The organism is Franzmannia qiaohouensis, assembly GCF_031451695.1.
Taxonomy (GTDB): Bacteria; Pseudomonadota; Gammaproteobacteria; order Pseudomonadales; family Halomonadaceae; genus Franzmannia; species Franzmannia qiaohouensis.
This window is the reverse complement of the sequence record NZ_JARWAM010000008.1, coordinates 186916-205581: the sequence shown is the minus strand read 5'-3', so window position 1 is coordinate 205581 and position 18666 is coordinate 186916. Positions and strand designations below refer to the sequence as shown.

At 66.2% G+C, this 18666-nt stretch carries 17 protein-coding genes and 4 tRNA genes; 7 read left to right on the top strand and 14 right to left on the bottom strand.

Features of this window, described 5'->3' with window-relative positions:
* The first annotated feature begins 117 nt into the window (after positions 1-117).
* Together QC821_RS13020 and QC821_RS13015 are read left to right on the top strand one after the other, a co-directional pair.
* Positions 118-411, top strand: coding sequence for an FAD assembly factor SdhE (locus QC821_RS13020; RefSeq protein ID WP_422720116.1), 294 nt, complete (start codon positions 118-120; stop codon positions 409-411).
* Positions 371-790, top strand: coding sequence for a protein YgfX (locus QC821_RS13015; protein WP_309722091.1), 420 nt, complete (start codon positions 371-373; stop codon positions 788-790). The genes QC821_RS13020 and QC821_RS13015 overlap by 41 nt, the downstream gene beginning before the upstream one ends.
* Here QC821_RS13015 and nadB read toward each other — a convergent pair.
* The 7 genes from nadB to uvrY form a co-directional block, all read right to left on the bottom strand.
* A complete protein-coding gene (gene nadB / locus QC821_RS13010) occupies positions 768-2357 on the bottom strand; it encodes an L-aspartate oxidase (RefSeq protein WP_309722088.1) in 1590 nt (529 codons plus the stop codon). The genes QC821_RS13015 and nadB overlap by 23 nt on opposite strands.
* A gap of 108 nt (positions 2358-2465) precedes the next feature.
* Positions 2466-2552 (bottom strand) — tRNA-Leu (locus QC821_RS13005).
* Between the two features lie 51 nt (positions 2553-2603).
* Positions 2604-2677 (bottom strand) — tRNA-Cys (locus QC821_RS13000).
* 122 nt (positions 2678-2799) lie between these two features.
* Positions 2800-2874 (bottom strand) — tRNA-Gly (locus tag QC821_RS12995).
* A gap of 79 nt (positions 2875-2953) precedes the next feature.
* Complete coding sequence (pgsA, locus tag QC821_RS12990) at positions 2954-3502, bottom strand: CDP-diacylglycerol--glycerol-3-phosphate 3-phosphatidyltransferase (RefSeq protein WP_309722085.1); 549 nt, start codon at positions 3500-3502, stop codon at positions 2954-2956.
* Positions 3503-3577: 75 nt separating this feature from the next.
* Entirely contained in the window at positions 3578-5392 is a 1815-nt protein-coding gene (uvrC, locus tag QC821_RS12985; RefSeq protein ID WP_309722082.1) for an excinuclease ABC subunit UvrC, read from the bottom strand.
* Positions 5393-5444: 52 nt separating this feature from the next.
* Positions 5445-6098 (bottom strand): UvrY/SirA/GacA family response regulator transcription factor, encoded by a 654-nt coding sequence (gene uvrY, locus QC821_RS12980; protein ID WP_309722079.1) that lies wholly within the window; start codon positions 6096-6098, stop codon positions 5445-5447.
* Positions 6099-6346: 248 nt separating this feature from the next.
* Here uvrY and QC821_RS12975 point away from each other — a divergent pair.
* Positions 6347-6422 (top strand) — tRNA-Ala (locus QC821_RS12975).
* A gap of 126 nt (positions 6423-6548) precedes the next feature.
* Here the strand turns inward: QC821_RS12975 and argF are convergent.
* Complete coding sequence (argF, locus tag QC821_RS12970; RefSeq protein ID WP_309722077.1) at positions 6549-7469, bottom strand: ornithine carbamoyltransferase; 921 nt, start codon at positions 7467-7469, stop codon at positions 6549-6551.
* Positions 7470-7624: 155 nt separating this feature from the next.
* Here argF and grxD point away from each other — a divergent pair, with 155 nt between their 5' ends.
* Positions 7625-7960 (top strand): Grx4 family monothiol glutaredoxin, encoded by a 336-nt coding sequence (gene grxD / locus QC821_RS12965; protein ID WP_309722074.1) that lies wholly within the window; start codon positions 7625-7627, stop codon positions 7958-7960.
* Positions 7961-8114: 154 nt separating this feature from the next.
* Here the strand turns inward: grxD and rnt are convergent, their stop codons facing one another.
* Positions 8115-8780, bottom strand: coding sequence for a ribonuclease T (gene rnt / locus QC821_RS12960; RefSeq protein ID WP_309722071.1), 666 nt, complete (start codon positions 8778-8780; stop codon positions 8115-8117).
* 164 nt (positions 8781-8944) lie between these two features.
* On the opposite strand from rnt, the gene QC821_RS12955 reads away from it, so the two are divergent.
* The 3 genes from QC821_RS12955 to QC821_RS12945 all read left to right on the top strand — a co-directional run bounded on the left by QC821_RS12955 (position 8945) and on the right by QC821_RS12945 (position 11760).
* The gene (locus QC821_RS12955; protein ID WP_076748254.1) at positions 8945-10165 is read left to right on the top strand and encodes an argininosuccinate synthase; all 1221 of its coding nucleotides are present in this window, start codon (positions 8945-8947) and stop codon (positions 10163-10165) included.
* Between the two features lie 25 nt (positions 10166-10190).
* A complete protein-coding gene (locus QC821_RS12950) occupies positions 10191-10481 on the top strand; it encodes an HlyU family transcriptional regulator (RefSeq protein WP_309722068.1) in 291 nt (96 codons plus the stop codon).
* Positions 10482-10620: 139 nt separating this feature from the next.
* A complete protein-coding gene (locus tag QC821_RS12945) occupies positions 10621-11760 on the top strand; it encodes a DUF294 nucleotidyltransferase-like domain-containing protein (RefSeq protein ID WP_309722067.1) in 1140 nt (379 codons plus the stop codon).
* A gap of 7 nt (positions 11761-11767) precedes the next feature.
* Here the strand turns inward: QC821_RS12945 and QC821_RS12940 are convergent, their stop codons facing one another.
* The 5 genes from QC821_RS12940 to QC821_RS12920 all read right to left on the bottom strand — a co-directional run bounded on the left by QC821_RS12940 (position 11768) and on the right by QC821_RS12920 (position 18547).
* Positions 11768-13000 (bottom strand): EAL and HDOD domain-containing protein, encoded by a 1233-nt coding sequence (locus QC821_RS12940; protein WP_309722064.1) that lies wholly within the window; start codon positions 12998-13000, stop codon positions 11768-11770.
* Positions 13001-13078: 78 nt separating this feature from the next.
* Positions 13079-15829 carry a sensor histidine kinase gene (locus tag QC821_RS12935; protein ID WP_309722061.1) on the bottom strand — a complete coding sequence of 917 codons (2751 nt, stop codon included), beginning with the start codon at positions 15827-15829 and terminating at the stop codon, positions 13079-13081.
* The gene (locus tag QC821_RS12930; RefSeq protein WP_309722058.1) at positions 15826-16098 is read right to left on the bottom strand and encodes an Asp23/Gls24 family envelope stress response protein; all 273 of its coding nucleotides are present in this window, start codon (positions 16096-16098) and stop codon (positions 15826-15828) included. Before QC821_RS12930 ends, QC821_RS12935 begins: the two co-directional genes overlap by 4 nt.
* Complete coding sequence (locus tag QC821_RS12925) at positions 16095-18176, bottom strand: exonuclease domain-containing protein (RefSeq protein ID WP_309722056.1); 2082 nt, start codon at positions 18174-18176, stop codon at positions 16095-16097. Before QC821_RS12925 ends, QC821_RS12930 begins: the two co-directional genes overlap by 4 nt.
* Entirely contained in the window at positions 18176-18547 is a 372-nt protein-coding gene (locus tag QC821_RS12920; protein ID WP_309722053.1) for a response regulator transcription factor, read from the bottom strand. Before QC821_RS12920 ends, QC821_RS12925 begins: the two co-directional genes overlap by 1 nt.
* Positions 18548-18666: the final 119 nt, after the last annotated feature.

Below are 18666 nucleotides of genomic sequence, written 5' to 3'. Positions count from 1 at the left end.
AACGCACTAGACTGCGACTATCCGCTATCTCACGCGACATGGCCGGGGGCTGTCGTGTGCCACTGCGGTGGCTCAGGTATACTGCATGCCCATTCATCGAGTGTTTCGAGGTTTCCCTTGAGCGAACAAGCGTCCGCCGACGACATCACCCGCAAGCGCCTGTATTGGCATTCCCGGCGCGGCATGTGGGAGCTCGATCTGCTGTTGATCCCGTTCCTTGAACATCGCTATGGCGATCTCGATGCCGCCGACCAGGCCGCCTACCAGGCGCTGATCACCGAGGAGGATCAGGATCTATTCATGTGGCTGATGCGCCGTGAATGGCCCGCCGAGCCGTCGCGGCGACGCATCGTGCAGATGATCGTCGACTATGCCGAAACCACCGGTAACGATCAGTACCGTACCCTCTAGGTTGGCGCTGGCCGTCCAGGCCGGCCTGGCATTGGCGGTGGGCGGATTACTGGCATGGGTCGCAGCGCCGTGGCTAGCCGCCACGGCGCTGCTGTGTCTGGCGGCAGTGATCGTTCAGTGGTGGCGAGGTCAACGCCCCTGGTCGCTGCGCTATGCCAGCGGCGAGGGCGGCTGGCAGGTGGCAGACCATGACAGTGGCTGGCGACCGGTAACCCTCGAGCTGGTCTATATCGGGCCGTGGCTGATCGGGCTGCGCCTCGACGGCCGCCCGGGGTGGCTGTGGCCCGACAGCGCCTCGCGCGAGGCACGCCGTGAGCTGCGGCGCTGCCTGGTCTCCGAGCAGGCTGGCGGCTCGGCTAGTCGCTGGAGAGATCGCTGAGCCGCAGTCGCGAGGCGAGCGCTTGCGGGGCCGGCGCGGGACAGTCACGGTTGAAGTGCAGGCCGCGGGATTCGCGACGCTGGCGTGCCGCCATCACGCTCAGGCGGGCGAGCTTCAGGGCGTGCTGGAGGCGCGCCAAGGCCACGCTGACGGGCTGCCGATCGGCATCGTGTCGCACTGAACGCTCGAGTTCGCCCAGCGCCTCGGCGGCACTGGTGAGACCGCTGTCGCTGCGCACGATGCCAACCTGATGGCTCATGATCTGGCGCAGGGTGGCGAAGCGCGTGGCGACCCACTCGGGGCTGCTCGCGGCGGTTGCCTGGTCTTGCCAGCGCTGGGTGTCCACGTCTTGCGCACTCACTGCGCCTTGGGCTGTCGCGGGGTCATCGAGCAGGCGTGCGGCGGCGGCACGGGCGAACACCAGGCACTCGAGCAGCGAGTTGCTGGCCATGCGGTTGGCTCCGTGCAGGCCGGTGCAGGCGCTCTCGCCGATGGCATACAGGTGTGGCACGCAGCTGGCACCATGCAGGTCGGTGGCGATGCCGCCGCAGCTGTAGTGGGCGGCCGGTACCACCGGGATCGGCGCCTGGGTGATGTCGATGCCACGCGACAGGCAGTGGGCGTGAATGGTGGGAAACTGGCGGCGAATATCCTCGGCCGCCAGGTGACTGATGTCGAGCCAGACGTGCTGCCCCGCTTGGCGCTGCATCTCGGCGTCGATGGCGCGGGCGACGATGTCCCGCGGTGCCAGCTCGCCGCGCGGGTCGAGCGCCGCCATGAAGCGCTCACCGGCAAGATTCTTCAAGATGCCACCCTCGCCGCGCAGCGCCTCGCTGATCAGGAAGGGGGCCCCCGCCGGGTCGTAGAGGCAGGTGGGATGAAACTGCTGGAACTCCAGGTTCATCAATTCGGCGCCCAGCTCGGCGGCCATCAGCATGCCCTCGCCGCAGGCCGGCTGCGGGCTGGTGGTGTGCTGATAGAGCCCGCTGGCACCGCCGCTGGCGAGCACCGTGTCCTGAGCCAGCAGCGTCAGCGGCTCACCGTCGGCGCTCAGGCAGTGGGCGCCACGGCAGCGGCCTCGGCTGTCGCTGGCCAGGCGTACGGCGGTAAGGTCGTCACGCAGGGTGATCGCCGGGTGGCGCCTGGCTTGGGCCAGTAGGGTGTCGATCAGCGCGCGGCCGGTGGCGTCATCGGCGTGGATCACGCGGCGCGCCCCGTGGCCGCCTTCGCGTGTCAGGTGGTAGGGGTAGAGTGCATCGGGGCTGGTGTCTGGCGTGAACGGCATGCCCAGGCCAAGCAGCCAGTCGATGGCGGCTGGGCCATGGGTGACGGTGAAACGCACCGCTGCGCTATCGCACAGGCCATCGCCGGCGGTCAGGGTGTCGCTGACATGGGCCTCGATATCGTCCTGGGGCGAAAGTACCGCAGCGATGCCGCCCTGGGCCCACTGACTGGCGCCTTGGTGGTCATTGCGCGGGCGCAGCAGGGTGACCCGACGCTGCTGTACCACGCTGAGTGCCAGCGTCAGGCCGGCCACGCCGCCGCCGATGATCAGTACGTCAGGCATGGGGCTTCCTCGTCAGGCGCGTGCCGGGCATCAGGCAGTGGCACTCATGGGTGTCGCTGCAGCATAAGGCGTTGGGCGAGTAACGCAAAGCAGGGGTTGGCTAGGCAATGGTGCCCGGAGCCGGGCTCGAACCGGCACGGTGTTGCCACCGAGAGATTTTAAGTCTCTTGCGTCTACCAATTTCGCCATCCGGGCAGGAGTTCGAGCGGGGGATCTTGCAAGCGAAGAGTATCGTACGGGAGAAAATGGAGGCTGGAGTCGGAATCGAACCGGCGTACACGGAGTTGCAGTCCGCTGCATAACCACTCTGCCATCCAGCCTCTATTGTCAGGAACAGCCAACACTCATTCCCGACGAATCATGGAGCAGGAAGCGAGATGCGATCGGACCGGCGCACCGGCTCGCGACACTGCTCGCTTCTAGCTTGTCCCATGTCGAATCATGGAGCGGGAAACGAGATTCGAACTCGCGACCCCAACCTTGGCAAGGTTGTGCTCTACCACTGAGCTATTCCCGCCTGACTCGAGTGCGTATTCTACGCATAACCTGCTGCTTGTCAATCGTTTATTGCCGTTGGCAAGGCGGTTGGGGGCGCTTCACATGGCGCGGCTCAGGTGCGGCCAGGCGGCGCGCAGGTACTGAATCATCGACCACAACGTCAGCGTGGCGGCGACGAACAGGGTGACGACGCCCAGGTTGGCGATCAGCGAGCCGGGAGAGAAGCCCAGCAGCAGGAAGATCGATACCATCTGCAGGGTGGTCTTGAGCTTGCCGATCCACGATACCGCCACAGTGCCCCGCTTGCCCATCTCGGCCATCCACTCGCGCAGCGCCGAGATCACGATCTCGCGACCGATGATCACCAGTGCCGGTAGGGTCAGCCATACCACGTCATAGCGCTCGATCAGCAGCGCCAGCGCCACCGCCACCATCAGCTTGTCTGCCACCGGGTCGAGGAAGGCGCCGAACGGCGTGCTCTGGTCCCAGCGTCGCGCCAGATAGCCGTCGAGCCAGTCGGTGATTGCCGCTATGGCAAATAGCCCGGCGGCCAGCGGCATGCTCCAGCTGAACGGCAGGTAGAACACCACCACCAGCAGCGGAATGAAGGCGATGCGCGCTAGTGTCAGGATATTAGGGATATTCATCTGTGCGTCGCGGGTCCTGGGGGGGTGGACGGAAAGCCCTATCTTAGCGGTCTTGGCATGATTCATCCATGCGCCTCAGCCATGTAGCGCCTGATGAATCGCCTCGGCCAGGCTGGCGCTGATGCCGGGCACCTTTGAGAGATCCTGGCGACTGGCCTTGCGCACGCCCTGCAGGCCGCCGAAGTAGCGTAGTAGCTCGCGGCGACGCTTGGGACCGACGCCGGGAATATCCTGCAGCGTCGAGGTGCGCCGCGCCTTGTCGCGTCGCGTGCGATGGCCGGTGATGGCGAAGCGATGCGACTCGTCGCGGATGTGCTGGATCAGGTGCAGCGCCGGCGAGGCGCCGTCCAGCGCCAGGCTGCGCTCCACGGTTTCGATGAACAGCGTCTCGAGGCCGGCCTTGCGGGTGGTGCCCTTGGCGACGCCGAGCAGGCGAATGTCGGCGATGCCGAGCTCGGTGAATACCTCGCGGGCCATGTTCAGCTGGCCCTTGCCGCCATCCACCACCAGCACATCGGGACGCTTGCCTTCACCGTCCTGCAGCCGCTTGAAGCGTCGCGTCAGCGCCTGGCGCATGGCGGCATAGTCATCCCCGGCGGCCACGCCCTCGATATTGAAGCGCCGATAGTCCGACTTGACCGGGCCCTGGTGGTCGAACACCACGCAGGAGGCCACCGTGGCCTCGCCGTGGCTATGGCTGATGTCGAAGCACTCCAGCCGCTGTGGGGTGTCGGGCATGTCGAGGGCGTCGCGCAGCGCCGCGAAACGCTTGGCCAGCTGCTGCTGGTTGGCGAGCTGGCTGGCCAGCTGCTGCTCGGCATTGGTCTGCGCCAGCTGCAGCCACTGGGCGCGATGACCGCGCACCTGATGAGCCAGGCGCACGCGCTTGCCGGCGTGGGCGGTAAGCGCATCCTGCAGCAGGTCGCGGTCGGGGAGTGGGTGAGTGGTGATCACCTCGCTGGGTGCCTCACGGCTCTGGCCCAGGTAAAGCTGGCTGACGAATTCGCCCAGCAGGGCTTCGACGCCCAGGTCGAGGCCGTTGCTGGGGGCATAGTGGCTCGCACCGAGCATGCGGCCCTGACGCACGCTGATCACCGACACGCAGAGCGCGCCAGGGCGCTCTGCGAGAGCGATGATATCGGCATCGCCGCCCTCGGTGTCGACGAACTGGCGGGCCTGCAGCTGGCGCAGGTGCTGGACCTGGTCGCGCAGGCGTGCCGCCTCCTCGAAGGCCAGTGCCTGACTGGCACGCTCCATGGCGGCGGTCAGCTCGTCGGTGACCTGCTCGCTCTTGCCCTCCAGGCACATGACGGCGTGCTCGAGGTCGCGGCGGTAGTCTTGCTCACTGATGTAGTCGACGCAGGGCGCGCTGCAGCGCTGGATCTGGTACTGCAGGCAGGGCCGCGTGCGGTGGGCGAAGACGCTGTCTTCGCAGTTGCGGATACGAAAGATCTTCTGCATCAACGACAGGCTCTCGCGCACCGCGCCGCTGCTGGGGTAGGGGCCCAGGTAGCGGCCGTCGTCGCGCCGCGCCCGGGCGCGCTTGTACTCCAGCGCCGGATAGGGGTGGCGGTCGCTGACGAACACGAAGGGGTAGGACTTGTCGTCGCGCAGCAGGATGTTATACGGCGGACGCAGCTCCTTGATCAGGGTCTGCTCGAGCAGCAGCGCCTCGGTCTCGGTGCGCGTAACGGTGACCTGTATATCGGCGATGCGGCCTACCAGCGCCTGGGTCTTGGCATTCAGGGTGCCGCGGAAATAGCTGGCCAGGCGCGCCTTGAGGCGTTTTGCCTTGCCGATATAGAGCGTATCGCCCTGAGCGTCGAGCATGCGATAGACGCCGGGGGCGGCGCTGACCGAGGCGAGGAAGTGCTTGGAATCGAAACTCATGGTGTATCACTGGCCGGAACTGCGGCCAGCATATCAGATTGGCGCTGCGCGCTCAGGCCTGCTCGCTGCTGCGATAGCCGTCGACCAGCCCGTGACGCAGGCCGAGGTGGGTCAGCTCGACGTCGGAATGCACGCCAAGCTTCTCGAAGATCCGGTAGCGATAGGTGTTGACCGTCTTGGGGCTCAGGTAGAGCCGGTCGGAGATCTCGCTGACCTTCTGGCAGTTGACGATCATCATCGCCACCTGCAGCTCGCGATGGGAGAGGTTGTCGAAGGGGTTGTCGCTGGACTCCATCTTGGTGAGTACCAGCCGCTGGGCGATCTCGGGGCTGATGTAGCGCTGCCCGTCGAAGACATTGCGGATCGCCAGCACCATGTCGTCGAGCTCGGCCCCCTTGCTGATGAAGCCGCTGGCGCCGGCATCGAGCAGGCGCTGGGCAAAGGTTTCCTCGAGGAAGGCGGTCAACACCAAGACGCGGATGTCGGCCATGCCCTTGGCGATCTTGCGGGTGGCCTCCAGGCCGCCGATCCCCGGCATGCGGATATCCATCAGGACGATATCGGGGCGAAGCTGACGGGCCATGCTGATGGCTTCTTCGCCATCGATGGCTTCGCCAACCACGGCAATGCCGTCTTCGCCGTCGAGTAACCGGGCTATGCTGGTACGCACCAGATGGTGGTCGTCTGCAACAAGGACCTTGATCAAGTCAGCTCCCGTATCTGTGCAAAAAGGGCGGCGGCGTGCGGGCGGATTGCCCGACGCTGCAAGCTTAGCTTTAATTAGTACGCCAATCCATAGCGTTATCGTTAACGGCGATGGTGCTATCGTAACCCGCGATGGCAGGCCGCCTTCGGGCACTGCTTGACGCCACCAAACCCTTTGTATATCATACGCTTCGTCTTGTGAGAGACGATCTTGCAAGACCCAATGGCAAAATCGTTATTGCCATTCGTGGGGCCTTAGCTCAGCTGGGAGAGCGCAACACTGGCAGTGTTGAGGTCAGCGGTTCGATCCCGCTAGGCTCCACCAAAAAGATACAGGAATCAGCCGCCTGTCGCATCGCGACAGGCGGCTTTTTCGTGTGTCCGTGAATACGCCGCCGCCGTCCGCGGCTGTTGCCGCGCGAGCAGCCCCTGCCGGCAGCAGGGGCTGCGTTCAAGACTCGATCCGGCCCAGCAGCAGGAACTCGAGCAGCGCCTTCTGGGCGTGCAGGCGGTTACCGGCTTCCTGCCAGACCACCGCGCGAGGGTCGTCCAGCAGTGTGGTGCTGATCTCTTCGCCGCGGTGAGCCGGCAGGCAGTGCAGGAACAGCACGTCCTTGGCGGCGCGATCGAGCATCGCTTCGGTGACCTGAAAACCGCTGAAGTCGGCCGCGCGCTTGGCCTGCTCTTCCTCCTGGCCCATCGAGGCCCAGACATCGGTGGTGACCAGGTCGGCGTCCTCGACCGCCTGCTGCGGATCGTGAAGGATGCTGACTCGCTCGCCAGCGGCGGCCAGGATGTCCTGGCGCGGTTCGTAGCCCTCGGGGCAGCACACCCGCAGCTGGAAGTCGAACTGGCGGGCGGCATTGATCCAGGAGTGGCACATATTATTGCCGTCGCCGATCCATACCGCGGTCTTGCCGCGGATGTGGCCGCGCAGCTCGGTCCATGTCATCACGTCGGCGAGCAGCTGGCAGGGGTGGTAGTCGTCGGTGAGGGCGTTGATCACCGGGACGCTGCTGGCGGCGGCGAAGGCTTCCAGCCCCTGGTGGGAGAAGGTGCGGATCATCACCGCATCGACCATCTCCGAGAGCACGCGGGCGGTATCCTCGATCGGCTCGCCGCGACCCAGCTGGGTGTCCCGGGAGGAGAGAAACAGCGCATGGCCGCCGAACTGAGCCATGGCGGTCTCGAAGGAGACGCGGGTGCGCGTCGAGGACTTCTCGAAGATCATCGCCAGGGTGCGGTTCGAGAACGGCGTATAGGTTGGACCCTGTGTCTTGAGGCCGTTCTTGATGCTAATCGCGCGCCGAATCAGGTAGCTGAGTTCGTCGCTCGAGAGGTCCAGCAGGGTCAGGAAATGGCGAGTCGCCATGATGTCGCTCCGCGAGAAAAAACAGTCATCCTAGCCATCCCCCCGCTGCAGCGCAATGTGCCCGCCGATGTGGGCAATGGCAGGGGTGTTTTCGATGCGCGCTGATCAGTAGAATGGAGACAACGCCAAGTCAATCGAACCGAACAGGAGTGCCCATGAGCACCACCGCAGAGAACATCCAGCAGCAGATCAGTGAAAACCCGATTCTCATCTACATGAAGGGCACCCCGCAGCTGCCGCAGTGCGGCTTCTCGGCCCAGACCGTGCAAGCGCTGATGGCCTGTGGCGAGCGCTTCGCCTTCGTCAATGTGCTCGACAACCCCGATATCCGCGCCGAGCTGCCCAAGATTGCCAACTGGCCGACCTTTCCGCAGCTGTGGGTCAACGGCGAGCTGGTCGGTGGCTGCGACATCGTGGTCGAGATGTACCAGAACGGCGAGCTCGAGCCGCTGGTCAAGGAGGCTGCCGCCAAGCAGCAGGACGACGCGTAACAACAGCTGCAAGCGCCCGGCACCCAGCGGCTGGGTAGTGGATACGACGGTCTAGCATGACGGTCTAGGACGTACGCAGCATGGCCCCACGGGAATCAATTCCCGTGGGGCTTTTGTTTGGGATCTGGACAGTGGGAGACAACACCCTGCGGCGCTAGTCCTCCTCCATTCCCTGTTCGCGCTGGGCGAGATGCCAGCCGCCGAGGTCCTTGTAGCGATTGACCATGGCGCAGAACAGCTCGGCGGTGCGTTCGGTGTCGTAGCGCGCCGAGTGGGCCGAGGAGTTGTCGAATTCGATTCCGGCGGCACGGCAGGCGCGGGCCAGCACCGTCTGCCCGTAGACCAGGCCCGCCAGCGAGGCGGTGTCGAAGCTCGAGAACGGATGGAAGGGGTTGCGCTTGATGCCGCAGCGCGCCACCGCGGCGTTGAGGAAGCTGTGGTCGAAGGCGGCATTGTGGCCAACCAGCACCGCACGGGTGCAGCCATTGGCCTTTATCGCCTTGCGTATCGGACGGAATATCTCGCCCAGGGCTTCCGCCTCGCTCAAGGCGACTTTCTGGCGCAGCGGGTCGTCGAGCTTGATGCCGGTGAAGTCCAGCGCCGACTGTTCGACGTTGGCGCCCTGGAAGGGGCTGATGTGAAAGGCGTAGGTGGCATCGGGGGCGAGAACGCCATCCGCGTTCATGGCCAGCGTCACCGCGGCGATTTCGAGGATCGCATCGCCTTGGGCATTGAAGCCGCCCGTTTCAAGATCCACGACGACCGGCAGGAAACTGCGAAAACGCTTAGCCATCAGATCGCAGGCGATTGTCTCGCTCATGTACCTCTCCCTACCCGTTTAACGAATTCCCTGGCGGTCACCCGCTTCTGAATGCGCGAGAGTTTAACAGTTTTGCCAGGCCTTTGCCGCGGCACGGCGGTATTCGTGGGCGCCCATCGGCGCTATAATCGTGCGGTTTCGACGTTCACTTAAAGGAGCCCAGAATGTCCGATGTCAAGAAGGTCGTCCTCGCCTACTCCGGCGGCCTGGATACATCCGTCATCGTCAAGTGGTTGCAGGAAACCTACGACTGCGAAGTCGTGACCTTCACGGCCGACATCGGTCAGGGCGAGGAAGTCGAGCCGGCCCGCGCCAAGGCTCAAGCGCTGGGCGTCAAGGAGATCTACATCGAGGACCTGCGCGAGGAGTTCGTGCGCGACTACGTCTATCCGATGTTCCGTGCCAACACCATCTACGAGGGCGAGTACCTGCTCGGCACCTCCATCGCACGGCCGCTGATCGCCCGCCGCCTGATCGAGATCGCCAACCAGACTGGCGCTGACGCCATCTCTCATGGCGCCACCGGCAAGGGCAACGATCAGGTGCGCTTCGAACTCGGTGCCTATGCGCTCAAGCCCGGCGTCAAGGTGATCGCACCGTGGCGCGAGTGGGACCTCAACTCCCGCGAGAAGCTGATGGCCTACTGCGAGCAGCACCAGATTCCGGTGGATTTCTCCACCAAGAAGAAGAAATCTCCCTACTCCATGGATGCCAACCTGCTGCACATCTCCTACGAGGGCGGCAACCTGGAGGATCCCTGGGCCGAGGCCGAGGAGGACATGTGGCGCTGGAGCGTATCTCCCGAGGCGGCACCGGAGCAGCCCACCTACGTCGAGCTGACCTATGAAAAGGGCGACATCGTGGCCATCGATGGCCAGGCGATGAAGCCCCACGAGGTGCTCGAGAAGCTCAACAAGCTGGGCGGCGACAACGGCATCGGCCGTCTCGACATCGTCGAGAACCGCTACGTGGGCATGAAGTCGCGCGGCTGCTACGAGACCCCCGGCGGCACCATCATGCTGCGCGCCCACCGCGCCATCGAGTCGCTGACCCTCGACCGCGAGGAGGCCCACCTCAAGGACGAGCTGATGCCCAAGTACGCCGAGGTGATCTACAACGGCTACTGGTGGAGCCCCGAGCGTCGCATGCTGCAGGCGGCCATCGACGAGACCCAGAAGAGCGTCAGCGGCGTGGTGCGCATGAAGCTCTACAAGGGCAGCGCCACCGTGGTCGGCCGCAAGTCCGAGCAGTCGCTGTTCGACGAGTCCATCGCCACCTTCGAGGATGATGCCGGGGCCTACGACCAGAAAGACGCCGAAGGCTTCATCAAGCTCAACGCCCTGCGTCTGCGCATCGCTGCCGGCAAGGGCCGCAAGCAGGACTGATCGCCAGGCCAGCGAGGAGGCACAGATGCTCAAGAAACTGTTTTCCGGCCTGCTCGGCGGCGCTGGCGACAAGCCCGCCGCCGAGGCCGAGCCGGTAGAGTACAAGGGCTACCTGATCGTTCCCGATCCCCAGGATCGCGACGGCCAGTACCGCGTCAGCGGCTGGATCCGCAAGCCGGTTGCCGAGGGCGAGACCCTCGAGCACCGCTTCGAGCGCTCCGACGTGGTCTCCGGCCGTGAGGCCTGCGAGTCGCTGATGATCAGCAAGGCGCAGCGCTTCATCGACGACCTTGGGGACGCCATCTTCGACAGGTAGTCGTCCTGGCTGTTACTGCACTGTCGCGCGGCGCCCTTCGGGGCGCCGCGTGCGGTTGTGGTGTGCCTATGCGCCCTTTGGCTTAACGCGCCGCGGTGGGGTGGGGCGCTACACTGGGGGCACCACCAAGGAGCCTGCCATGCGCCTGCTGCATCGTGCCTCGCCCTGGCGTGCGCTGTTCGCCGGCGACGCGCCCCCCGATCCCCGCGATTGGCCACCGCTGCTGGCCCCGCTGGCCGATGCCGTGGCCGCACTGGGACCGACGCCACGCCTTGCCGAGGCCAAGGCGTGGCAGCCGCAGCTGGTCGAGGCACTGAGGCGTCTCGACCTGCCGGCCTGGCGCATCGCCCAGTTGCTCAGCGACCATAACGACTGGCTCTACCGACAGGCCGTCGAACAAGGCCTGAGTGCCATGCGTGTCTCCGGTTGGGGCGAGCCGCCCGCGCGTTTCTGCGTGCTGACGCTGGGCTCCGGTGCCCGCCACGAGAGCCTGCTGGGGCCCGACCAGGACAACGCGATGATCGTCGAGGACTACCCCGACAGCGCACATACCGAGATCGACGGCTACTTCCAGGCGCTCGGCGAGCGCATGACCGACGCGCTGGATGAGGCCGGTATCCCGCTGTGCAACGGCCACGTCATGGCGCGCTGGCCGATGTGGCGCAAGCGACTGGGCGAGTGGGGGCGTCAGTTGGAGATCTGGACTGCCGAGCGCCGAGTCAAACGCGTTCAGCAGGCCAATATTCTGCTCGATTTTCATGCCGTCTACGGTGATCCGGCGCTGGCCGAGTCGCTGCGCGACCTGGTGGTGGCACTGGTGCCGCGGGCGGCGCTGTTCCTCGACGAGATGGCCAGCCTGCTGGATGAAACCCCGGTGGCGCTAGACCGCCTCGGGCGTCTGGCCGGTGACGATGACGGCGCGCCCCACGAGCGCGCCATCAACCTCAAGCGCCAGGGGCTGCTGCCGCTGACCGGCAGCGTGCGCCTGCTGGCACTGCGCCAGGGGTGTCGGGCGCCTGACACCCGTGGCCGGCTCAGCGAGCTGGTGATGGCAGGCGCGCTGGACGCGCTACGTGCGTCCACCCTGGGCGATGCCCTGGGGCGTCTGCAGGCGCTGGTGCTGGATGCCCAGTTGACCAGCCTGGCCGCCGGCCGTGCCGCCGATGGCTGGATCGATACGGCGCGGCTCGACGACGCCCAGCGCCTGCTGCTGCGTCACGATCTGCAGCAGGTTCGGCGTTTGATCAAGACGGCGAAGAGCATGGGCAACAATAGGTGACGCCGCCTCACTGCGCTGTAGATAACGTCGTCAACAGCTCGAGTGCATCTTGATGTGCCTGCTGGTAGAGGTCGAAGAGTCGCGGATCTTCGTTCCCCGACAACCACTGCCGCATGGCGAAGCACTTCTCGGTGACTTCGATGCGCTGCAGCACCTCGCCGTAGGCGCCTTCGCGGCGGAGCGTGGCTGACATGGTGGATGAATCGAGTCCAAGGCTGGTCAAGAACTCTTCACCGGGAATGCCAAGCAGCAGCTCGGCGGAGGAGAGCAGGCCGATGAAGTAAGCGTGATGGCCGTTCAAGCCCTCCTGCTTGGCCAACAGCTCGCAGCCTTTGGCACGGGTCAGCGCCAGTTCGGCATGCGCTGAACTGGCGTTGCTCAGCAGGCCAAACAGGGCCGCCCAGCTGGAGAGCTGCTGGAAGCCGATTCTGGCCACGACATCGCGTAGCGAGCTGATCGGGGCGTGCTGGTTGAAGTAGGCGCTGTTGGCGATGCGAGTCAACTTGATGGCCAGCTCGGGGTCGGCCTGTATCAGCGCGATGACGGCATCGATGCTTGGCTCGTGTTGGCAGAGGGCCTGGAGCAGCTGCGTGGCGTACAGGGTGGCGGCGGGCAGTTTCTTGCCATAGACCGGAACCGGCCGCGCGTAATAGTAGCCTTGGAAGAGGTCGAAGCCCATTTGCCGGTAGGTATCGCGTTCCTCGCGGGTCTCCACGCGTTCGGCGATCCACGTAAGGTCCAGGTGCGACAGCCGTTGTTTGTGCTGTGCCACTTGCGACGCCTCGAGCGAGGAAATGTCGACCTTGAGGTAGGATGACAGCGCAAGTAGCGGAGTCCACTCGGGGGTAAAGTTGAAATCGTCGAGGGCGAAACGGTAGCCCTGCGCATGCAGGCGTCGAACCGCGTCGATCAACGCCTGGTCAGGCGTGACGCGCTCGACGAGCTCGATCACCACCTGGTCGGGAGATACGGGCAGGAAGTGCGGTGACAGCAAGAGTGCAGCAGAGACGTTGATGAAGGTGGGTACCTTGGAAAAACTGACTCGCTGCATGATGGCGGTATTGAGGTGGTAGACGACTTCGGCCGTGGCGACCTCATCGCCGACGTCAAGTGCTCCTAGTCCGGAGTCGCTGCGATAGAGCAGTTCCACGCCGTAAATATCATCATGGATATCAAAGATCGGCTGTGAGGCCAGTAGCAGAGAGTTTGCACTCGTTGTTGGTTTGGTTGCTTTGGACATTCCGTTGACCTCGAGTTAGCACGCCGAACGTTATATCGACGTTTCCAGCGTCTTCTTTAACCGTGGGCAGGAAATAGCTTAGCTGTCGAGGGGCTGCTGGCGCTCTTCTGGGCGTGCCTCGGGGAGGTCCATTATCAGGCAGGCACCGCCGAGGGTGGGGGCGTCCTCGACCCACAGGCGACCGCCGAGGTGGGCGACGATGCCGCGGCTGATGGGCAGGCCCAGGCCGCTGCCGCGGGGGCGCCCGCGGGCCTTGCCGCTGTCGTGCTGCTGCTTGATCTGATGGAATTTCTCGAACACCCGCTCGCGCTCATCGGCGCTGATCCCCGGGCCGTTGTCTTCCACCGCCAGGCACCAGTGCTGCTTGTGGCGCCACAGGCGCAGGCGCACCCGCGCGGCGTGTTCGTCGGCAAACTTGCTGGCGTTGTCGAGCAGGTTGATGATCACCTGTTCGAGACGGTCCGGGTCGCCGATCACCCAGGCCTCATCGGCCTCGATGTCGACGCTAAGCGTGACGCCCCGCTCCTCCTGCACGCGCTGCACTGCGGCCACGCTCTGGCGTGCCAGGGCGGCGAGATCCAGCGGCTGGGGATTGAGGGTTAAACGCCCGCTCTCGAGGCGTGCCAGGTCGAGGATCTCTTCGATCAGCCGCGACAGTCGCTGGCTCTCGAGTACCATCACATCGAGGAAGTGAGCACGCTTGTCGTCTGGCAGCGCCTGGCCGTCGCGAAGGATTTCGGCGAAGGCGCGAATCGAGGTCAAGGGGGTGCGCAGCTCGTGGCTGACCATGGCGACGAACTCGTCCTTGAGGCGGTCGAGCTCGCGCAGCCGCTCGTTGGCGGCGCGCAGCTCCTCGCCGATGCGCGCCAGCTCGGCGGACTTCTGCTCCAGGCGTCGGTTGTATTCAAGGGTCTGGGAGGTGGTGTCGAGGATGCTCAGCACGGCTTCCAGATCGAGCGCCTCGCCGCGCACCACCGAGTTGATCAGCACCCGCGCCGAGGCACTGCCCAGCGCCCCGGTCAGGGCCTGCTCGGCGCTGGCGATTACCTCGGAGGGTACCGCTTGCTGGTCGTCATCCTGCTGGCCGGCGAACACCCGTGCCGCGGCCGCCGCCCCCAGGTAGCGCGCCAGCAGCGCTTCCAGCTCGCCGCGGGTGGTCTGGCCCTGCCACAGGCTGGCGTAGCTGAGTCCGGAGTTGAGGGCCTCGGTAAAGAGTGCTGCCTGGGTCTGCTCGAGACGGCTTTGACGCGTGAACAGCGATACCCCTACCAGCACGCCGACGTTGGCCAGCAGGCTCCACAGCAGCGAGTGGCTGTAGATATCGGCATTCTCGAGGCCGAACAGGGCATAGGGACGCAGCCAGGCGATGCCCAGCGGACCGGCCTCGACGAAACCGGGGGCGAGCCAGCCGGACTGGGCGAAGCCGGGCAGCAGCAGGGTATAGACCCACACCAGGAAGCCGGCGATCAGGCCGAAGGTGGCGCCGAGGCGGGTCGCGCCGCGCCAGTAGAGGCCGAGCAGCAGCGCCGGCGCGAACTGGCAGGCGGCGGCGAACGACACCAGGCCGATGGTGACCAGGCTATAGGAGTCACCGACCAGCGCGTGGTAGAGGTAGCCGAGCAGCAGGATCAGCACGATGGCGACCCGGCGAATGCCCAGCAGCCAGCCGGTGAGCTCGACCTGCGAGCCGAGGTGCAGGCGCGAGGAGCGCAGCAGCAGCGGCATCACCAGGTGGTTGCTGACCATGGTCGACAGGGCGATGGTCTCGACGATGACCATGCCGGTGGCCGCCGACAGCCCGCCGATGAAGACCAGCAGCGGCAACCCCTCGAGGCCCGCCGAGAGCGGCAGGGTGAGCACGAAGCTGTCGGGGTCGCTGGCGCCGTTGCCGAGCAGCATGCCCGCCATGGCGATGGGGATCACGAACAGGTTGATGGCCAGCAGGTAGAGCGGGAATAGCCAGCTGGCGCGTTTTAGGTGGCGCTCGTCGACGTTTTCCACCACCAGCACCTGGAACTGACGGGGCAGGGTCAGGAACGCCAGGAACGCCAGCACCAGGGTGCCGACCCAGCCCAAGGCGCCGCCGGGCACGGCGTCGAGGCTCAGTGCATCGACCAGCGCCGGGTGTTCGGCGGTACGCGCGAACAGGTCGGCGGGGCCGTGGAATAGCACGAAGACCGTGAAGATACCCACCGCCAGGAAGGCCACCAGCTTGACCAGCGACTCGAAGGCAATTGCCGCGACCATGCCCTCGTGGCGCTCGCTGGCGTCGAGGTGGCGGGTGCCAAAGAGGATGATGAACACCGCCAGCACCAGTGCCACCCAGAACGACTTGTCGATCCAGAAGCTCTCTTCGGCCAGGCGCAGCTCGGGGGGGGCCGGGTAGTTGACCAGCACGGCGTGGCTCAGGGTGATGGCTTTGAGCTGCAGCGCGATATAGGGGGTGATGCCGATCAGCGCGATCAGCGTGACCAGTGCGCCGAGGCTGCCGCTCTTGCCGTAGCGGGCACTGATGAAGTCGGCAATGGAGGTGATGCGCTGGGCGCGGGCGATGCGCACCATCTTGCGGATCAGGAACGGCGCGGCGAGCATCGCCAGCGTGGGGCCCAGGTAGATCAGCAGGAAGCTGGGGCCGTGCTCGGCGGCGCGGCCGACGCTGCCGTAGAAGGTCCAGGCGGTACAGTAGACGGCGATCGACAGCGCATAGATGGTCGGCGAGCCGATCAGCGAGCGGCCCTGCTCGGCGCGGCGATCGCCCCAGGCGGCGATCACGAACAGCAGCGCCAGGTAGCCGAAGGCCACCGTCAATACCAGTGGCTCGGCCCTCATTGCGACCCTCGCGGCGGCTCAGCGGACGGTGCATCGGATTGGCGCTGCTGTGTGGCGTCGTCGCTGCGCCCGCCTGGTTCGTGGCGATGCTCGAGCAGCCAGGCGGACAGCGCGATGACCAGCGCCCAGGCAATGAACAGGTAGAGCGGCAGCCACGACAGGCCGTTGGCGGCGGGGCGGTCGGCGACCAGGATCAGCGGCGGGCTGAACAGCACCAGCGCGACGCCGATCAGGGCGACCAGCCGTTCACCGAGGCGTGGCGTCTTCATGCGCTGGCGTCCTCGCGATCGAAGGCACCGGCCTGCAGGGTCAGCGCTTCCTGCAGGGTGATCACGCCGCGCGCCTCCAGGCGTGGCAGCAGTGCCAGCCATAGCTCGGCGGTGAGGCGGGCATCGCCCAGCGCGGTATGCCGGGCGCCCTCAGGCACGCTGAGGTCGAAGCGGCTGGCCAGGCTGTCGAGGTCGTGGCCGTCGAGGCTTGGGTCGAGTGCCCGCGACAGCAGCAGGGTGTCGAGCACCGGCAGCTGGAAGTCGACGCCGGCGCCGGGGGGCTGGATCGCCAGCAGGTCGAAGGCGGCGTTGTGGGCCAGCAGTACCGCTTCGCCGACATAGCGGCGAAAGCGTGGCAGCACCACATGCAGCGGCGGGGCGCCGGCTACGTCGGCATCGCGCAGGCCATGGATCACGGTGCTGGCCGGCGGAATCGGGCGGCCGGGGTCGACGCGCGCATCGAAGGTGTCGTCGGCGAGCAGGCGGGCGTTGACCACCCGGCAGGCGCCGAGGCTGATCACCGTATCGCCACGACGCAGCTCGAGCCCGGTGGTCTCGGTATCGAAGGCGACGATCTCCAGCGCGCGCAGCGAGCAGGCCGCCAGTTCGGCATCCGGCGGCGGCAGGTCGGCGATGCCGAAGTCGTGGAACTCCGGGCGCGGCGCCTTGTGGGCGGCGGGGGCGCCAACCCGCTCTACCGCAGGCAGCGGCAGGCGCAGTCGGGCGTGCTCACCGTCGGCGTCGGCCAGGCTCCAGGCGTCGCTGCCGTGCTGCTGGAGCAACTCGCCGATGCTCGGCGCCAGTGGCAGGCTCTCCAGGCGCTGGTCGTGCCACTCGGCCAGGGTGCGCTGGGGCAGCGGCGCACCGCGCCAGATCAGATCGAGATAGACGCGACGATTGCCCAGGCAGAGTTCGCCTTCCAGGGCATGGCCGCCGCTGGTCTTGTGGAGCCGTTCGAGCAGCGCCTCGAGCAGCGCCAGCAGCGCCGGGGCGTCACCCTTGAACCAGGCTGGCATACCGATCGGCGTGACCCGCGGCAGTTCGGGCAGATGATCGAGGCGCTCGTTGAGCGACTGCCATAGGTCGTTGGACCACAGCGGCACCAGCCGCTCGCCCTGCTGCTGCAGGTCGTCGATGCGCTGGCCCAGGCGTTCTATCTCGGCGGTCAGCGCACGACTCTCTTCGTCGATGACGGCGCTGATGCGGGTACGTAGATCGCCGGCCTCGGCGTGCTGAGCATCCAGTCGAGTCAGGGTCTCGGCGGCGCTGGCCAGCCCCGCGCCGTGACGGCGCAGCGCCGGTAGCAGCTCACCGAGGGCGGCACGGGTGTGACTTTCATCGGTGAGGCTGACGGTGGTGTCGGTCAGCGTGATCAGGGTCTCGCCCTGGCTCTGGGGTACGCGCTTGAGCAGGCAGCGCAGCCAGCGCTCGTCGCTGGGCACCAGCAGCTCGCGGGGCGCGCCGTCGTCGGGCAACCGTGCCAGGGCGTCCTGCAGGCTGGCCACGCCGATCAACCCCTCGAGGCGCTTGCCCAGGCCCAGCCCGGGGTGGCCGTCGAACAGCGTCTCGGCGGCGTGATTGAACAGCAGCAGGCGGCGGTGCTGATCGCACAGCAGCAGCGGTGTCTCCAGCACCTGCAGCAGCGACTCCAGTTCGAGGCGAATGCGTGCCGCACTGCGCGCACCGTCGGTGTGGGCGGTGGCCAGCAACTGGCGGTCCTGGCGCCAGCCGTCGCGCAGCCTCGCCAGGTCGGGCCCCAGCCCCTTGAGCCAGCCTTCGGGAGGGTAGTCGTCGCGGGCATCGGGATTGGCCGCCAGGCGTGCCATCTGCACCTGCAGGTGGCGCAGCGGAGTGAACAGGCGCCGCTCTAGCACGAGCCCCAGCAGCAGGATCAGTACGCCGCCGCCCAGGCTACCGATCCACAGCGCCACGCGCTGTACCCCGCTGGGAGCCAGCTCGGCATCCAGCCACAGCGCCAGCAGGGCGCCGCTGAAGAAGGCCAACCCGCTGACCAGTAGCCAGATACCCACCAGGCGCTGGCGACGGGGCAGGTGGCCGCGGGCAGGGCGCGGCGCCATCAGCGCGTCTCGCCGAGCAGGCCCTGTACCTTGTCGACCAGTGCCTGGGTGGAGAACGGCTTGGTGATGTAGTCGTCGGCGCCCAGCGCCAGGCCCTTCTCGCGCTCTACTTCACGCCCGTGGGCGGTCAGCATGATGATCGGCAGCTTGGCGTGGGCGGGGTCGGCGCGTAGCTGCTCGAGCACATCGAAGCCGCTGATGCCGGGCAGGCTGATATCCAGCAGAATCAGATCGGGGGCGCCGTCGACAACGCTTTGCAGGGCGCTTTCGCCATCTTCGGCGGTGACCACGTCGAAGCCCGCCTGCTGCATCAGAAATTCCAGTGACAGGACGATGTTGGGTTCATCGTCGACCACCAGTACCTTGGCCATGGCGGCTCTCCCTTCTGCAATGGCGTGTCTGTTGCCTGCAGTCTAGTGCGGCGACGACGCCTGGCGAAAGACGACCTTGGCAGGAGGCGGCAGGGTGGCTGTCGGGTCTGGTGCGCGGG

What these genes read in the sequence shown, in the direction of transcription:
- QC821_RS12925 (WP_309722056.1), bottom strand. Translation starts at nt 18,176, where the DNA reads ATGGCGCCGCGCCCTGCCCGCGGCCACCTGCCCCGTCGCCAGCGCCTG.
- QC821_RS12955 (WP_076748254.1), top strand. Translation starts at nt 8,945, where the DNA reads ATGTCCGATGTCAAGAAGGTCGTCCTCGCCTACTCCGGCGGCCTGGAT.
- QC821_RS12945 (WP_309722067.1), top strand. Translation starts at nt 10,621, where the DNA reads ATGCGCCTGCTGCATCGTGCCTCGCCCTGGCGTGCGCTGTTCGCCGGC.
- QC821_RS12935 (WP_309722061.1), bottom strand. Translation starts at nt 15,829, where the DNA reads ATGAGGGCCGAGCCACTGGTATTGACGGTGGCCTTCGGCTACCTGGCG.
- uvrC (WP_309722082.1), bottom strand. Translation starts at nt 5,392, where the DNA reads ATGAGTTTCGATTCCAAGCACTTCCTCGCCTCGGTCAGCGCCGCCCCC.
- pgsA (WP_309722085.1), bottom strand. Translation starts at nt 3,502, where the DNA reads ATGAATATCCCTAATATCCTGACACTAGCGCGCATCGCCTTCATTCCG.
- QC821_RS12950 (WP_309722068.1), top strand. Translation starts at nt 10,191, where the DNA reads ATGCTCAAGAAACTGTTTTCCGGCCTGCTCGGCGGCGCTGGCGACAAG.
- rnt (WP_309722071.1), bottom strand. Translation starts at nt 8,780, where the DNA reads ATGAGCGAGACAATCGCCTGCGATCTGATGGCTAAGCGTTTTCGCAGT.
- argF (WP_309722077.1), bottom strand. Translation starts at nt 7,469, where the DNA reads ATGGCGACTCGCCATTTCCTGACCCTGCTGGACCTCTCGAGCGACGAA.
- QC821_RS13015 (WP_309722091.1), top strand. Translation starts at nt 371, where the DNA reads ATGCCGAAACCACCGGTAACGATCAGTACCGTACCCTCTAGGTTGGCG.
- QC821_RS12940 (WP_309722064.1), bottom strand. Translation starts at nt 13,000, where the DNA reads ATGTCCAAAGCAACCAAACCAACAACGAGTGCAAACTCTCTGCTACTG.
- QC821_RS12930 (WP_309722058.1), bottom strand. Translation starts at nt 16,098, where the DNA reads ATGAAGACGCCACGCCTCGGTGAACGGCTGGTCGCCCTGATCGGCGTC.
- QC821_RS12920 (WP_309722053.1), bottom strand. Translation starts at nt 18,547, where the DNA reads ATGGCCAAGGTACTGGTGGTCGACGATGAACCCAACATCGTCCTGTCA.
- nadB (WP_309722088.1), bottom strand. Translation starts at nt 2,357, where the DNA reads ATGCCTGACGTACTGATCATCGGCGGCGGCGTGGCCGGCCTGACGCTG.
- grxD (WP_309722074.1), top strand. Translation starts at nt 7,625, where the DNA reads ATGAGCACCACCGCAGAGAACATCCAGCAGCAGATCAGTGAAAACCCG.